Annotated in this window: 13 protein-coding genes; 2 read left to right on the top strand and 11 right to left on the bottom strand. The window is 38.9% G+C overall.

Going from position 1 to position 16,066, the window contains the following annotated elements; translation table 11 throughout:
- The first annotated feature begins 551 nt into the window (after nt 1-551).
- Nucleotides 552-878, top strand: coding sequence for a helix-turn-helix transcriptional regulator (locus EDD61_RS07150; RefSeq protein WP_008686960.1), 327 nt, complete (start codon nt 552-554; stop codon nt 876-878).
- A gap of 27 nt (nt 879-905) precedes the next feature.
- On the opposite strand, the gene EDD61_RS07145 is transcribed toward EDD61_RS07150, so the two are convergent.
- The 10 genes from EDD61_RS07145 to EDD61_RS07100 all read right to left on the bottom strand — a co-directional run bounded on the left by EDD61_RS07145 (nt 906) and on the right by EDD61_RS07100 (nt 12,001).
- The gene (locus EDD61_RS07145) at nt 906-1,220 is read right to left on the bottom strand and encodes an AzlD domain-containing protein (RefSeq protein ID WP_132224794.1); all 315 of its coding nucleotides are present in this window, start codon (nt 1,218-1,220) and stop codon (nt 906-908) included.
- A complete protein-coding gene (locus tag EDD61_RS07140; RefSeq protein WP_008686957.1) occupies nt 1,213-1,926 on the bottom strand; it encodes an AzlC family ABC transporter permease in 714 nt (237 codons plus the stop codon). Before EDD61_RS07140 ends, EDD61_RS07145 begins: the two co-directional genes overlap by 8 nt.
- Nucleotides 1,927-2,130: 204 nt before the next feature.
- Complete coding sequence (locus tag EDD61_RS07135; protein WP_008686953.1) at nt 2,131-2,733, bottom strand: hypothetical protein; 603 nt, start codon at nt 2,731-2,733, stop codon at nt 2,131-2,133.
- A gap of 288 nt (nt 2,734-3,021) precedes the next feature.
- The gene (gene trhA / locus EDD61_RS07130) at nt 3,022-3,708 is read right to left on the bottom strand and encodes a PAQR family membrane homeostasis protein TrhA (RefSeq protein ID WP_117548081.1); all 687 of its coding nucleotides are present in this window, start codon (nt 3,706-3,708) and stop codon (nt 3,022-3,024) included.
- A 48-nt stretch (nt 3,709-3,756) separates the two neighbouring features.
- Nucleotides 3,757-7,512: an Ig-like domain-containing protein gene (locus EDD61_RS07125; RefSeq protein ID WP_243642698.1), complete on the bottom strand. Its 3,756-nt coding sequence runs from the start codon at nt 7,510-7,512 to the stop codon at nt 3,757-3,759.
- A gap of 29 nt (nt 7,513-7,541) precedes the next feature.
- Nucleotides 7,542-7,961 carry a hypothetical protein gene (locus EDD61_RS07120; RefSeq protein WP_132224790.1) on the bottom strand — a complete coding sequence of 140 codons (420 nt, stop codon included), beginning with the start codon at nt 7,959-7,961 and terminating at the stop codon, nt 7,542-7,544.
- The gene (locus EDD61_RS07115) at nt 7,936-9,609 is read right to left on the bottom strand and encodes a serine/threonine protein kinase (RefSeq protein WP_132224788.1); all 1,674 of its coding nucleotides are present in this window, start codon (nt 9,607-9,609) and stop codon (nt 7,936-7,938) included. The genes EDD61_RS07120 and EDD61_RS07115 overlap by 26 nt, the downstream gene beginning before the upstream one ends.
- A gap of 162 nt (nt 9,610-9,771) precedes the next feature.
- Nucleotides 9,772-10,287, bottom strand: a complete 516-nt coding sequence (locus EDD61_RS07110; RefSeq protein ID WP_008686944.1) for a transcription repressor NadR — start codon at nt 10,285-10,287, stop codon at nt 9,772-9,774.
- Nucleotides 10,288-10,302: 15 nt separating this feature from the next.
- Nucleotides 10,303-11,127: an HAD family hydrolase gene (locus tag EDD61_RS07105; RefSeq protein ID WP_117548077.1), complete on the bottom strand. Its 825-nt coding sequence runs from the start codon at nt 11,125-11,127 to the stop codon at nt 10,303-10,305.
- Nucleotides 11,128-11,170: 43 nt separating this feature from the next.
- The gene (locus EDD61_RS07100) at nt 11,171-12,001 is read right to left on the bottom strand and encodes an HAD family hydrolase (RefSeq protein WP_117548076.1); all 831 of its coding nucleotides are present in this window, start codon (nt 11,999-12,001) and stop codon (nt 11,171-11,173) included.
- Between the two features lie 146 nt (nt 12,002-12,147).
- On the opposite strand from EDD61_RS07100, the gene EDD61_RS07095 reads away from it, so the two are divergent.
- On the top strand, nt 12,148-14,046 hold the full coding sequence (locus EDD61_RS07095) for a DUF5696 domain-containing protein (protein WP_132224786.1): 1,899 nt from the start codon (nt 12,148-12,150) through the stop codon (nt 14,044-14,046).
- A gap of 400 nt (nt 14,047-14,446) precedes the next feature.
- Here the strand turns inward: EDD61_RS07095 and EDD61_RS07090 are convergent, their stop codons facing one another.
- Nucleotides 14,447-15,826, bottom strand: a complete 1,380-nt coding sequence (locus EDD61_RS07090; RefSeq protein ID WP_132224784.1) for a sodium-dependent transporter — start codon at nt 15,824-15,826, stop codon at nt 14,447-14,449.
- Nucleotides 15,827-16,066: the final 240 nt, after the last annotated feature.

Genomic DNA, 16,066 nt, shown 5'->3' with positions numbered 1-16,066 from the left:
TAAAAATAAGAGATGTTTTTTCAGAACAAAGCATAGAAAAAAGAGGTGTAACCTCATAGACTTGTCAATTCAGTCTATTTCGTTACAGCCTCTTTTTTTATACGACACATCTAACAAGTTGAATGATCAGATCGCAATGTATATTGTGCATCATGAAAACAACAATGATAAACTTTATCAAATTTACGATGACAACTAGCAAACGCATCGTTCTTTCAGTTACTTGATAAGCTGTTTGAAAACAAAAGCCAAAATTGATCTTTATTTGCTATGGATAAGGAAGCTAACGGATGAAAAAAGCGAACAATAAAACTAGCAAAATGCCAGAAAGTAAGGCTAATACTAAAACAGCATAGGCCATGATTATATCCTTTTGTTCTGGTTTCATCAAAACCACCTCTATGCTTATGTATGCCACTTTTTATGCTTACGTATAGGCAGATTAAAGAAAAATTATAATATTTTATGGAAAAATATTGCTTTTGTTTCATCTTTCTAATTTTACCTTTTCTATCCGTTATAATAGGTAAATAAAGGGAGGAGGAGATCTTATGGTGGGAAACTACGGGGAAATTATAAAAGAAGCCTTAGCGATCAATAATATGACGCAAAAACAACTAGCAAAAAAGCTCCATTTATCCCCGCAGACAATCAACAGCCTGCTGCAGGGAAGGACATCCATACGCTTAGATGACTTTTTCATGATTGCGGAAATACTGCACTTAGATCCAGGTAAAATTTTTACTACCGATAATGAAGATGCAAAAGCCATTGATGCCTATTTATCCGCAGCAATTCACAAACTGGACGATTATCAGCGTGAATTAATTTTAGCATTATTACGCTATTTCCATCATGTAAACAAACGTTTAAAATAGGCTGTGACAACTATGCACAGCCTTTCTTTATGATAGCAATGGGAAAATCAAATCAACTAGATATACCATAATACAAGCAGCCACTGCCACACTTAACAATCCCTTACCTTTGTATGCCAGATATAAGGCTATCAAACAACCGGCAGTAGATGCCAGAACACTGCCTCCGCTGGTAAAAATGGCTGGGAAGGTCATTGCGCCTAACACCGCATAAGGTACATAGAAAAGAAATGATTTTATAAAAGGACTTTTGATTTCCTTCTGAAAAAAAGTCAAGGGCACCATACGAATCAGATAGGTTACCAGTGCCATAACAACCATATAAGGAAGATAGTTATTCATGAGACACCTCCTCCACCGGGAACAGCCAAGCGCCAAAGCCGGCAGCACAAACGGTGCAGATAATAATAACAAAACCGGAAGAGATCGGTAAAAAGGAAGCACATGCTGAAAAGAGGCAGCTCAGCGCTATCGCTAAGATCAAAACTTTGCGAACACTCTTTAACTTTTTGGCGGGAGGAATGATAATGGCTAAAAACATACCATAAATCGCAATACCTAAAGCACTTCGCAGACTTTCCGGCATTAAAGTGGTAAATGCTCCGCCTAACAAAGTTCCCATTGTCCAGCAGAAAACAGGAAATAAGATAAGACCAGACATATACCATTTTCCTACTCTTTCATAGGTAGAGCTTGCTAAAGCAAATATTTCATCGGTAACACCATAAGCAATCAAAGCTCGCTCATATGTTTTCATATGCTTGTCTACCTTCTGTGTTAAGGATAAGGACATTAAGGCATAGCGTAGATTAATGATAAATTGCGATAGCGCCAATTCTAGTAAAGAAGCACTCTCCAACATCAAAGATAAGGCACTGAATTGTCCGGCACTGGTAAGATTGGTGAGCGATATCATTACAGCTACCTCTACAGGAACTCCATTGGAAACCGCCATCATACCAAACGTAAAGGATACAGATAAATATCCTAAGCCAATCGGAATGCCATCTTTTAATCCCTGTGAAAAATGATTTTCAACAACTTCCATATCCTCACTCCCCTTATTCTTTAGGCATTATTATACAGGAAAGCAGATGGATTTTAAAGTGTGAATTTTAAGCCAAAAGTCTTTCATAAGAATGTCGTTTCTTTTCCGATGCAAATTACAAAATGTTTTGTTATCGAATGCATGGATGAATCATATAAAGAAAAAGATTTGCTAGCACATATGCTTACAAATCTTATTTTACGTTTATGCTTTGGATGTTGTCTGTAATGCTTTTTCTTTACCAAATTTTAAATCTGCTTCCTTTACATTTGCTACAGCTGCAATGCTTCTGTTTTTAATAAGTACCTTCCAAACCGCAATGCTTAATACCATATCCACACAACTATGAACAATGGTTCCTACCCCTACTAATCCCATGACCATATACATAAAGTCAACCGTAGGATCACCAACATAAATAGGCAATACAATAGCAACCTCAAAGATACCGTGAAGAAGTGCTACCCCCAACATATACAACAGGCTCTTCCAAACATTATTTAAGGTTTCTGGATGCTTCTTTAAATAATAGGCACCAGCGAAAGCCCATACCACATGACTGAAAGCACGTAAAACAACCGGCATAGGAAAGCCATACAGCAAAAAGCCTAACGTTGTTCCACAAGCGGTAGCAACAGCGACAAATGGTGAAACAAACATTGCAATCATGATTGCCACATGGCTTGCCAGGGTAAAAGACATTGGCTCTAAAATGACTTTAATTGGTGAGATGATTGGTATCAAAATACCTACGGCAATCAATAGTGCCGATAACACCATTGTATGAATTTTATTACTTTGACTCATTTTCATTTCCTCCCAAATCTTGTTTACATGTGTCAAGACACATGTTATGACTATTATACTCCTGATGTTTAATTTGTCAAAGTCTTTTTCGCTTTTTCTTACATCCTAAAGGAAAACCTTTCTCATATTTCCATACGCCGATACCTAACCCATACGACTTGCTATCAATAAAGAGGAATCATAGAGTATACAATAGCACATGTAGGACAATCCCTGCTTCTTTTCACCAAAAGGTGCTTTTATCCATCAACCATAAGAAAAAAGACGATACACTGCGTATCGCCTGATTCATAAATATAGAAACAAATAAATGCCCAACCAGTGTAGGATGGCACCGCCTAACACGAATAGATGCCAAATAAAATGACTTCCTTTCCCATGTTTCGCAAAAGGAATCATCCCAATGGTATACACAATGCCACCGCCTAAGATCATCCAAAGCAGGTTTTGATTGTCATTCCACAAACCGGGCAGAAACACCAAACCACTCCAACCAATCACAAAATATAACGTAAAATGTAACGCCGGCCACTTACCAGGTCCAAAAATAAGGATCATAATGATGCCAAACAGGATGAGCAGCCACTGTATGATAAAAAAGCTAATTCCTAACGCATCGCCGCGATACACAAGTAAGATCGGCGCAAAGGTTCCTCCAATCAATAAATAAATGGAGGTGTAATCAAAACGTCGCCACAGATGTTTTACTTTTGATTCACTTTTAAAAGAATGGTATAGGCAGCTCATCAACATCATAAGAAACATACTAATGCCATAAATCAAAGCAGCCACGCATTTATTCATCGTATCCGCCTTTATCAGTAACATCACCATAGCGATAAGAGCAAATAAAGCGCCTGCCCCATGCGTGATGGCATTTCCTACCTCTTCCAAGATACTAAGCTTGGGTGGTTTATTTTTTTCGTAGAGCTGTTGTTTACGCTCTTCCTTTGTGAGCAAAGATTGCTTTTTCAAAATATCCCTTCTTACCGTTCAAGTATAGCACAATTTTAAGAACTTGTCTTATCGTGCATGCTTTCTTCTCTTATAGATATATGCGACACTTCCAACCAGAATGATGCCGGCGAACACATATCCATAAGGTTGGCCATTTGGTGTTTGAAGCGTATAAGAAGGATGGGGCAGTATGGTGATATCCTCACAGGAAATAGTTTGTATATTTCCCGCAGCATCTTCTGCGTACACATTCACCTGCTGAGGCAAAGAACTTTGATAAAGCATAAACGTATACATATCTTCCTTCTTTTCATACGCAAGTGCTTTTCCATTTACAAGAATTGTCACTTTCTTCAGCTGCATATTATCGCGTATGAATACTTGAACCTTACGCTTGTTTGCATCATAGCGTGTATGTGCATTAAGATTCATAAAATCAATTTGCGGTGCATTTTGATCCATCATAAACTTTACGATGGCATGTTTTGTATAAGCCGTATTATCATTTGCATTGCCCGCAGCATCCTTTGATAATAAATATACTTGATAACGGCCATTCTTTTGAAACAGCTTTTTAGGCAAATGATACGTATATTGATACCAATTGCCTTTGTTTTTCACAACCGTATATTCTTCTTTCTTTAGCTTTTGCACACTGCCATTCACACTAAGAAACACCTGTTGTTCAAGTAAACGCGTAACATTGCTTTCTGTTATTTCAATAGCAAATGGATGACGATAATAAGCATTGGAAACCTTTGGCAGCTCATAGACAGAGCCAAAGCGATTCACACTGAATGTCAGTGTTTTTTCACTCTGATTTCCAGCACGATCTTTTGCCTTTACAGATACTGTATAAATACCATCAAATGTACGCTGAAAGGGGATGGAGGAAAATTGATATCGTAATTGTTTTCCCTGTTCTTTTACCTGATAAGCCAGCTTAGTCTTTGTTTGATTGGCACAAGTCAATGACACAGATACCAAATGTCGGTCAATAGCGGCATCGCGACAGATAATTACTGGCTTTACCATACCTTGGTAAGCTGTATTGGCGGTAACTCCCATGATTTCAATCTGAGGTTTTTGTGTATCAATAGTAAATGGCAAGATGGATATACTTTCACTTTTCTGCCCTGCTTTATCTTCTGCTTGCACCTGTAATTCATAAGTGCCATCTACGACAAAATCCAAATGAGTAAAATATCCATCTTTTCCTTTCTTCCATGGGGTTGGTTTAGGGAATTGCAGAAGTCTTTCTTGCTGTTTTGCGACTCCGTCTATCTTCATGCGTGCCGCATCAAAATGTGTCTCATCCACCTGAATGGTAATCCGTTGAGGCTGATGAAAAAATCCTTTTGTATTTCCACTATCCAAACGATCAATGGTTACTAGAGGTGGTTTGGTGTCAATCGTGAAGATGGTGTGTTGCTTTTTTGATGCCAGTTTTCCTGCATCATATGCCTGTAAAGCAAGCGCATAGGTTCCATCCTTTTGAAAAGAAAGTCTAGCTTCATAAATATCCTTAGATACTTTTTGCCAATGCAGATCCATTTGAATTCGCTTATGATCCTTTTGTATGTTAAGATCTACACCTTTTTCGATAAAGTTTTGTTCCTGTATTTGTAGGATCGCCGTCCGCTTTGTAAAATAACCGTTATCTGCACCTTCCTCTTTCTGATCTTCAAACAACAGGTTTACATTAGGAGCCATTGTATCCTTACAAAACGAAATGTGTACTGTATCTGTGCGATTGTGCCAATCCACCAGCACGACTTCCAAGGTTGAATGATTGCCTTTGGATGTGACAGCGATATCTGTTTCTAAAGAGGTAATAAGATTATGATTGACACCGGTGATATGAAAACTTTGTTCATCCTGTTTCAGCTTTTGATCTACCTGATATGCCTGTTTTGGCTGTAAATCACATAGGAGCTGATGCGTGTTTTCTTCATCGCCAAGCAAACGCCACGACACTTTTTGAATACCACTGTCTTTATCCTGCATTCGCAAATGAATGGTAATCGGCGCGGATTTTGTATATAAAGGCAAGCCTTCTATATCTTGATAAGGGGTATGGGGCAATTGATAAGAAAGATGTGGGTTAAGCTGATGACATATGACAATTCCTTGGCTATGCACATACGCCTGTTGATTGCTTGCTTTGGAAGAATGATGACAATAATCTTGCGTCATCGCATACAGCCAGCCGCTAAAACCATCATTTAGTGGTATTGACAATCCTCCATGATCATCTGTTACATCCTTATGTATGTCACTTTTTACGCCCATAGCATCTATGGTATACCATTGAATAAAGGCAATACCACTGCTGGCTTCCCCATCCAGTGCTTGCACATAAACCGATAAAGGCTCCTCATAAAAAAGTTCTAATTGTGTTTTTGCTACCGGCTTATGCGTTTGTCCCTGTAAACGAAAAAAGGCAATAGTAGGGCGCTGATCATCTACATAACACGTATAACTTGTTTTGCTTATATTTCCCGCATGATCGCTTCCTTCTACATAAAAGAAACAGGCACCGTCTTTACGATATTGTAAAGGAATATCCGAAGTGCTAACCTTCATATGAAATTCCTCTTTGCGTTCATCATCCCATTGTTGTTTCTTCAAAAGATGATGTTGTTTGGTATAAATGCGCACCTCATAAATTCCTGAGAGTGTATCTGTTCCTTGTATGGTAATCGGGACATGTTGATCTAGCCATATCACATCTTTATTCGCATATTGATGAGCAGTCGTAAGATCAGCACTTATATGCAACTGCATTGCCTGCTTTTCTAACAGGATATCATTGCGCGCAGCCTTTATATTAGAATTCTCTCTAGTAATTGGGATAACATCACTGCAATTGCCAACGGCATCTTCCAAGCTAAAAGAAATTGTCCCCTGCGCTTTTACCATTTCTTCTGGCAGTCGCACGACAAATACAGCATCTTCTTTCTGGGGATGCTGCGCAAAGTTAAGACAATCATTTTCAATTGGCAGTCCATCACTAAACAATGTCACTTTTGCGATGCCACTTCCCTCATCCATGATCGGAATGCGTATTGCAAACTCCTTCGCAAAACATGTTTGAAATAAAGTCGTGTGGGGCCGTCTGCCATCCCCATGAGGATCATAGAGGGTTATCTTTTCCCCACTGATAAGTGTAGGTATTGTTGTATCTATGTTTTGGACCTTCACCTCATAAGGTGCACTGAGATTTCCTTGCTCATCCTTGGCATAAAAGACATAGCGTCCATTGTTTACGATTGTAAAAACCGCTTCTTTTTGGAAGAGACCACCTTTTTCACCATAGGTTAGCTCTTGTGATGTATTGCTATCATCAATCGCCGTTAGGCTAATAAGAATGGGGTCTTTACTAAATTGGTAAGTGGATAAGGCTGCCTTCGTAATGATAGGTGCTTGCTTATCTTTTAGCTGTAAGACATTCTTTTCCTTATGATATACATAATCGAGCTTATCCTTTTGTAAACATATGGAAAAACGGTTCATTGTTTCTTCTTGCTCATCATGATGGATAAAAACCAAAACTTCCATACCTTTTTCCATTGCTGCATCATGGATAGGAAAAACAACCTTTCCATCCTCATCACTTAGCTGTGTAAAGGTCTGCAATGTTTCCTCTTCTTCATATTGCAATGTCACCTTTTGCTTCACGATTGGATCCTTTGTTTCATAATTCTTCCAAAGCTGAATGGTGAAACAAGGAGTTTCTTCATGTGCCTTCAAAAATGAGGTGGCACCACATACTACCATACCCATTACCAATATAACCAACCATCCATACCTTTTTCTCATGACATTTTCACCTTTCTTACTTACTCTTTTCATAAGGATACCTTACCCTCACGCTCTTCCCTTTTCCCTTCTTCTATATCTTCCTTTTGTACAACTGGCAGAATACAGGTTTGCGCAAGCACATTGCACTTTTGCCCATCCTTTGTCAGCATCGTCGTTTCCAAACATATACGTCTTTGCTCTTTGTCTGATGTGTCCGTTTGTTTCATAAACGCTTGATGATAATGTTCATCTTGTGTTTTTTTCCAAGTCTGCTGATTAGGCATTCGCCAATAAACTTGATCCTTTTTCCTTTTCCTTTGTTGGGACAGCTGTCGTTTCATCTTCCAGCCACTAAGTTGTGATAGTGCCGTATACACAGCCCAATGATGACATAGCCAAACAAACAACAGACATCCCATGATGCCTAACATCATACAGCCATCATGCAGTCTTTCCCATCGTTCCATCCTGTTTCTCCTTTTGACATGCCACATGTATTCGTGACGTCCCTTCTTCACACATTCGTAAGATCTCTGCTTTCAGCGCTTTTGTCTTAGGTGTGGTAGTATTTAATTGCATCACCTCTTCCTTGATTGTTTTCATTCTGAATAGCATCCTCTCTTCGCTGATGCCATCACGATGTAATCCTCTAGCATAATTCACTAATAAACAGACAAACATACGATCACTTTCCAACTCGACGATTTCTGCTGGTGCTTTCATTTGATGCTGCTGATACAGGTGTTCCATATCTTGATAACACCTTTGATACATACCGGCATCTTCCACCTCTTCCATACGCAGCGTAATCGTCTGATGAAATTTTGCAATATTGGCATATGCTTGCGCCAATGCATATGCCTGCGTTTTCACATGTGTATGTACCTTTGAAAACCAAAAGTAGGCTGCCTTCATACGTGATATAGATGGTTGTGCCTCCTGTTTTGTTTCGTAATAATACCAATACAACTTGCCAATCTGAAAACACAATTCTTCATAGAAAACATCTTCATGAGAAATATAAGGCTGTATGTTTCGTTTGAAATCAACCTCTTCCAAGAAAGAAAAACAACCATCCTGTGCATAGATTGCTACTACCTGCATATAGGCTTCTTTACGATGTGGCAACTCTTTCACCGCCTGATACAATTTCTGCTTTTGTTTATCTTCTCTTTTTTCCTGTAAAGCTGCTTCAAGCAAACCTTCATATGCCTGCGCATGCAATAGATGAGCATACGCATTTGCCCAAACACCACCCCCAAAACATAGCATGCAAAACAAAAGACATATACCCGTTAAACGCAAATGCAGCTTTTGTTTATGACGATAGTGCGTATCATATTCCTGTATATGAGAGAGCGCATATTGCACCTGTAAAATCGAAGCATATCGATTTTTTGGTTCTAATTCCATGCATTTTTGCATGATGTTTTGTAATCCGCTGGAGATTGTATCTGGTAAAGCTTGCATCTCCTTATGTAAAGGAGAACGTCCACAGGCCATATGATATAAAGTTGCCCCTAAAGAATAAATATCACTGCGACAATCACTTTGTTGGTCAATAGAAAACTGTTCAGGTGAAGCATACCCTTGCGTACCTAAGACGGTTGTATCTCGGTCATTGTTAATTTGATAACGACGTGCAATTCCAAAATCAATCAGACACAGCTCTCCCTTTGGTTTTACCATAATATTACCGGGTTTTAGATCTCGATAAATAATGGGCGGTGACTGTTGATGAAGATATGCTAAGATATCGCATAATGCCACCCCCCATGCAATTATTCTAGCTTGTGGCGGTGGTCCATAATCGCGTATCATGGTTTCCATCGTTTCCCCTTCGATATAATCCATGACGATGCAAACTTCCTCACTTGTTTCAACAATATCAACAATGCGCGGTAAACCGGGATGATCAAGTTCTTTTAATAGATCCGCTTCTTTTGTCCAAGCCTGCATAAGGATGGAAGAAGAACTATGAGTTCTCTTCATCACCTTAATTGCCCACATCTTATGAATGTGCAAATCCATAGCCAAGTACACTATTGACATACCGCCTTTACCGATTTCTTTTAAAATTTCATACTTATTAGCTAAACGCATCCCTTCTTTCATACCTTACACCTCTTTCTTACAAACTCCCCTTGCATATGTATATACGACATGACATCATAAAAAGCGTAAAAAAGGCCAAAAAAAAACGCGAGTTTTTATTCGCGTTGTCCTTTCTCTTCCTTTTTGATAAAAAGCAATTGTTCCTCATAAGCGTCTTATTAGCTATCGTTTATATAAAAATCCTTTTTCATCCAAACGCTGAATAATGCGTGTATAGACTTCTTCACTAGGACATTGCAGTGTATGCAAATGTAAACCATTGGTCAGATTTGATAATGGTTTTGCCCTATTTTCACAAACATTTTTATAAAACTGCTGAGCATCATAGCGAGAGGCAATATGTAACTGCCCGGATAATTGCCCATAAATCGGATGTTCGACAATTACATCAACTAGTGTTCCCCCTAAATCAATGATCGTATAGATTTCATCCATCATCTGTTCAGCCGTATGATCTACGGCAATCGTCTTTCTAATGCCACTGGCTTCTTTAACATCACATACATAACCACGCGGTGTTGCTATGATATGATGCCCTGCTGCTCTAAGCAAAGCCACATCACCGACGATGATCTGACGCGATACATGAGCAAGTGTTGCCAACGCGCTAGCTGAAACCGGTTTTTCACTTTGCTTAATATGTGTCAGAATAAGCTTTCTGCGTTCACTGGATTCCATACATCTTCCTCCTTTTCATGATGCAAAGATAAATTTTTGAATTGCTTCTGCGACAGCATCTTCATTACAATTCGCCTTGGTAACATAATCACTGATAGCTTGAATTTCTGCTACGGCATTGGCCACCGCAACTGCCACACCAGCATCCTTCAACATCGCATAATCATTCAGATTATCTCCGATTGCCATAGTATCTTCGATAGCAATTCCCAGATGTGCAGCTAATTCTCTCAAGCCCAATCCTTTATCAACACCAATGGCATTTAATTCTAAATAGCGATTACTGGAATAAGATACACTGACTTTATCCTTTGTAATGGGTTGCATCTGTTTTGCTATTTGTTGTAAATATGCCATATCCGTATTTTGAAATAAGATTTTCGCAATTGGTGTATCCTTTAAAAACGCCAACGATGTCTCTTCACAAATAATACTATCTGGCTTAAACATAAACAGCCACTTCTTTTCATCTTCATTTAAATGGAAGGCATAAACATCTTTATCCGTAAACACTTGAATACAGACATTAGCTTCATAACCAAATTGAAACAGTTCACAAGCCAAAGCAAAAGGCAATGCGTGAAATTGTAACTTCTGATAATCTTTCGCAGTGCATAGGATTCCACCATTGTTACTGATGATATAGGCATCTTCTTGATCACGTAATGCTAAGGTGTCTAACACATCATCAATACAAGTATAACCGCGTCCGGTAGCAGGTACAAAGAGTACACCATATTCATCCTTTGCCCGTTGTATTGCTATCCGATTTTTCTCGGATATTTTCTTATCGCTGTTTAACAGCGTTTCATCTAAATCACATGCGATCAATTTGATCATCGTCATTCCTCCCATTTTCTATTCCCTATTATAGCACATATCCTTATGACTCTACACAAAGGGCATGCTCTTGCATCCATCTTGCGACGCCATCCTCCTCATTGCTGCCTATGACACCATCGCTTTGTTGTTTCAGTTCCTCAATAGCATTGTCAACGGCATAAGCTTCATCTGCAACCTGAAACATCGGCAAATCATTTACGGCATCACCAAAGCAGACCACATGATCAAAGCCACCAAGTTCCTTTAATTTTAAAATAGCATTCGCTTTACTAGCGGTCGCCGGCATCACTTCCAGCCAATATTCTTCTCTGCCTAGTTCTCTTTGAAAAGTAATCGTAAATGTATCTAAGGCACATAGCTGTTCGTAAATAGGTTGTAAGGCTTCTTTGTCATTGATGAAGGTCACATAGAAACTATCCCCATCCAACAGCTGTTGTGCGGATACGATTGATCGAAAGCGTTTATCATCCATACGACTGTTTCGATAATGCCAACCCCCGGGATGCAAAGTGTCCGGCAGATAGGATACACGTTCTACGCCATTGATATACGCATAGACAAAAGGATACTGCCGGTAGGCATCACCAATTCGCAAAATTTGTTCCAGCTGTTGCTTTGTAAATTCCTGCTGTGCAAGGATATGGTGATCCTTCGCATCCAATACATATACACCATTATATACAATTAGTGGAAGTTTCAGCTGTAAGCCTTTTGTGACCTTGGCTGCTGAATGTAAGGATCGTGCCGTGGCAAACGTAAATGCTACCCCTTTTTTGATTAATGTGTTTAAAATAGATAAACTCTGTTCACTGATCGAACTGTTTTCATTTAACAACGTACCATCCAAATCACTCACATATAAGACTTTCATCTTGATCTCCTGTTCTTTCTTAGCAATTAAATTCTACATTCTGCTTATAGTATAGCATTATTATATTCTCCTTGTTCAAGGAAAAATTGCAAACTTTCCTATTTCATAGTATCATAACACAGAAAAAGAAAATAGCAGGAGGACACATGAACTTACAGGCACATACCATCACCCTTACCTTACAAGAAGATACCTTACAAATATCGATTGCTTTACCACATCAACATTGGCAAAGCATTCAACAAGCCCCTTATCTCTTATATCATCAAAAAAAGCTTGCTTTTACACAAGCGACACAGATTCATCATTCTTACTGTCAAGTAGGCTTAGCAAAAGGTATTTTAAGTGATTATCAGGGCTTTTTCAATACAGATCTTCATTTTCAGACCTTGATACTTATTTCTTCATCATCCGAAATCACCTTTCACTTCCTTCCCATTAAAGATGAAGGAGTAACGGAAGTTTTTTGGCCTATGCCTTTTACATTTGATAAGGCAAGCAAGGATTGGTATACACTGCTTCCTTTACAACAGGGTTTACTGTTGCCAAATACATGGAAGAAAGAAGTATGTCAGTTACCTTTTGATGGAGCCTTTTGTTCCAGCAGTGCTTATATGCCCTGGCTTTCGCAGATTAAAGAAAACATGGGATATTTGCTTATCAACGATACACCATGGGATAGTGCTTATCAAATACAGCATCCTGCACATGGTCCCTATACGCATGTTTCCATTCGCTGGCTGAGCAGTCTTGGCAAGTTGTCCTATCGCCGCAGCTTACGCATGCAGTTCTATGAACATTGTAATCATAACACAATCGCAAAGGCCTATCGCAAGGATGCCATCGCTCGCGGTTTACTTGTCACATTAAAGGAAAAAAGTATCCAACAGCCTTCCCTTGATGAATTGATTGGCGCATGTTTTCTGCATAAAGGCATACAAACACATGTCCAGCCACAATCCCGTTTTTACGATGCGAAAAAGCCGGATCGCTATGAATCCTTAACAACCTTTGCAACACGCCGACAAGAAATGATCGAATGGAAGCAGCTTGGCGTAAATAAATTATATCTACATCTGGATGGCTGGGGCGTAGAAGGCTATGACAATGCGCATCCTTCCATATTGCCTCCCTGTGAAAAAGCCGGTGGTTGGGATGGCTTGCAAGCCTTATGCCAACAGATGAAACAGCTGCATTATGTATTCGGATTGCATGATCAATATCGTGATCATTACCATCTGGGAAAGGAATATGATCCACAAAATAGTGTGCAATTACCAGACGGCAGTATCCCTTCGCATGCCTATTGGGCCGGAGGTGAACAGGATTACTTATGTGCTAGTCTGGCAAGCTCCTATGTAAAACGCAATTATGAAGCGTTATTTGCTCATGGCATTTATCCGGATGCGGTGTATTTAGATGTCTTCACCTGTAATGAACCAGATGAATGTGCTCATCCTATGCATCGTATGACACGTCGAGAATGCTTAGCATATCGCAATGCTTGCTTTGCCTGGTTGTTGTCTAAGCATATTTTGACCAGTAGTGAAGAGGTCAATGAATGGGCCTTGCCTTATCAAATTTTTGCTCATTATGGACCCTATCATTTTATGATGCATTCTCCTAAAGAAGAACGCATTGGAATCGGCATTCCTTTGTTTAACTTAGTTTATCATGACTGTGTCTTATTGCCTTGGCCAATGGATGTTTACCTGGATGGCGAAGATCTCATGCTGTATGCCTTATTAAACGGCGGTGCACCGTATTTAGAAAAGGATGGTGCTTATCCTAATACAGATGGTGTATTTGATAACGAATATAAAAGCTTAACCAAGCAAGAGAAACAAGAGCGCTCTGCCATCGTAAGTGCTTTTCATACACTTGTCGCCAAGGAAGAGATGGTCTCACATGAATTTTTAGATCACGATTATAAGTGTCAAAAAACGCGCTTTGCGAATGGTTGTGAAGTTACGATTGATTTGCGTAATAATAGCTATACGCTTTCTGTTCCCGCAATGGATGACGCTAACCTTTCTAATATTTAAATGGAAATTTCCAAAAAGTAGATCCTGTATCAGTACTACTACAGAAAACTTTTTTGAAAAGACCAAATGATCTTACCCTAATTACACAGTAATGAAAAGACTTCTAGACAAGTTGCACGTGTGAGAAGTCTTTTTTATACTTTGCTTTATCTTCTTTTCTACGATCTATAAATTAAACATAAGATGGTATTCTATACTCCCTTTTTTGCCATTATCAAAAAACGCTCTTTCACCTTCTTCTGCATCCGACCAGTAAAAATCCATCTTCCAAATTAAAACAGTAAAACTTTATCTTCATCTGTATCAAACAGCAAAAAAGATTTCTTATGGAAGACTACCTATCCAACATAAAAGAAATCTTTTAACCTATGTAATTATTATTAAGCAAGTTTCATTATAGCTACATCAGCTTTAATTTATCCCAAAGCCCCAATATAAAGATAAACACGACAATGACAGGTAAAAGATAGCTGATATACCAACGCATGTTCTTTGGAAAAGGCAATCCTTCCCCCGCATTTGCCTCTTGCAGGAAATTTTTCCATCCCCAGCCAAAGCTGCGCGTACAAAAGAAGACAAATACCAAAGAACCAAGTGGCATAATAACATTTGATACTAAGAAATCCAACAGATCTAAAACGGCACTTCCTTCTCCAAAAGGTTGAAAACCGGATAAGACACTAAAGCCAATAGCACAAGGAATACTGCCCACAATCAGAATTAAGATATTTAATAAGACACTTTTCTTTCTGGTCCAGGCGAACAAATCCATGGAGAAAGAAACGATATTTTCAAATACGGCGATGATGGTCGATAAAGCCGCAAAGTTCATAAAGATGAAAAATAAAGTTCCCCATAACTGTCCATTGTCCATCACATTAAAAATATTAGGTAGTGTCACAAAAACCAAGCCAGGGCCACTATCCGCAGCTACACCAAATGCCATACAGGCTGGAAAGATAATAAGCCCTGCCATGATAGCCACAAAGGTATCCAATGCCATCACTCGCACTCCTTCGCCGGTTAAAGAATGCTGTTTATCAATATAGCTGCCAAAAATAGCCATGCCTCCCATACCGATGCTTAAGGTGAAAAAGGCTTGCCCCATCGCCGCATAAATTGCATCAAACAAACCGTTTTGCAACAGCTTATCAAAATCAGGGACTAAATAAAAGGTTACACCTTCCATAGCATTCGTAAGACTCAAGGCTTTACCAACCAATAGCAGCATAACGCCCAACAATAACCCCATCATTACCTTCGTAATCTTTTCAACCCCTTTTTGTAATCCCAGTGCACAAATACCACAACCAATCAGCACCACCAGAATCATCCAAAAGACAGAAGCCAAAGGATCTTGTTGTAATGTTTGAAAAGCTTCTTTTACTTGTTGTGTTGTTGCGCCATGAAATTCACCGCTCGCCATCTTGACGAAATATGCCAGCATCCATCCAGCAATCGTCGTATAGAACATTACTAATAAATAATTCCCCAGCATTGCCACATAAGAAAAGATATGCCATTTTTGTTTCGGTTTCTCTAAAATATGAAAACTGCGGGCAACACTTTTTCCTGATCCTCTTCCTACGGCATATTCCATGACGATAATAGGAAGTCCTAATATAATAAGGAAGAATAAGTATACCAACACAAAAGCTCCACCGCCATATTTTCCTACCACATAAGGAAAACGCCAAATATTACCTAATCCAATTGCACATCCCGCGGATAAAAAGATAAATCCCAAGCGGGAGGATAATTTTTCTCGTTTTGCGTCCATAAAGTTCAAGCTCCTTAATTTTTACACAAGTGCTTCCATTGTATAAAACTTTTCCCAGTAAGTCAAATACAGCAAACGTACATTCTGTCTATCTTAGCTAATAAGAAAAAACGCCTCTTTCTATGTAATCATCCTTTTTTTCTAATAAGCTTAAAACGATAGAAACAAAATGGAAATTTGTGTCATATCTTACAAGCTTTTAATAGAAAAATATGATATAGTCATCACCATGAAGAAGGT

Source organism: Longicatena caecimuris, assembly GCF_004341945.1.
Taxonomy (GTDB): Bacteria; Bacillota_I; Bacilli_A; order Erysipelotrichales; family Erysipelotrichaceae; genus Longicatena; species Longicatena caecimuris.
This window is presented reverse-complemented; position numbering and strand designations above follow the sequence as displayed.

Bases quoted from the DNA above. Each gene is read 5' to 3' on its own strand.
- EDD61_RS07150 (WP_008686960.1), top strand. From the start codon at position 552: ATGGTGGGAAACTACGGGGAAATTATAAAAGAAGCCTTAGCGATCAAT.
- EDD61_RS07145 (WP_132224794.1), bottom strand. From the start codon at position 1,220: ATGAATAACTATCTTCCTTATATGGTTGTTATGGCACTGGTAACCTAT.
- EDD61_RS07140 (WP_008686957.1), bottom strand. From the start codon at position 1,926: ATGGAAGTTGTTGAAAATCATTTTTCACAGGGATTAAAAGATGGCATT.
- EDD61_RS07135 (WP_008686953.1), bottom strand. From the start codon at position 2,733: ATGAGTCAAAGTAATAAAATTCATACAATGGTGTTATCGGCACTATTG.
- EDD61_RS07125 (WP_243642698.1), bottom strand. From the start codon at position 7,512: ATGAGAAAAAGGTATGGATGGTTGGTTATATTGGTAATGGGTATGGTA.
- EDD61_RS07120 (WP_132224790.1), bottom strand. From the start codon at position 7,961: ATGGAACGATGGGAAAGACTGCATGATGGCTGTATGATGTTAGGCATC.
- EDD61_RS07115 (WP_132224788.1), bottom strand. From the start codon at position 9,609: ATGAAAGAAGGGATGCGTTTAGCTAATAAGTATGAAATTTTAAAAGAA.
- EDD61_RS07110 (WP_008686944.1), bottom strand. From the start codon at position 10,287: ATGGAATCCAGTGAACGCAGAAAGCTTATTCTGACACATATTAAGCAA.
- EDD61_RS07105 (WP_117548077.1), bottom strand. From the start codon at position 11,127: ATGATCAAATTGATCGCATGTGATTTAGATGAAACGCTGTTAAACAGC.
- EDD61_RS07100 (WP_117548076.1), bottom strand. From the start codon at position 12,001: ATGAAAGTCTTATATGTGAGTGATTTGGATGGTACGTTGTTAAATGAA.
- EDD61_RS07095 (WP_132224786.1), top strand. From the start codon at position 12,148: ATGAACTTACAGGCACATACCATCACCCTTACCTTACAAGAAGATACC.
- EDD61_RS07090 (WP_132224784.1), bottom strand. From the start codon at position 15,826: ATGGACGCAAAACGAGAAAAATTATCCTCCCGCTTGGGATTTATCTTT.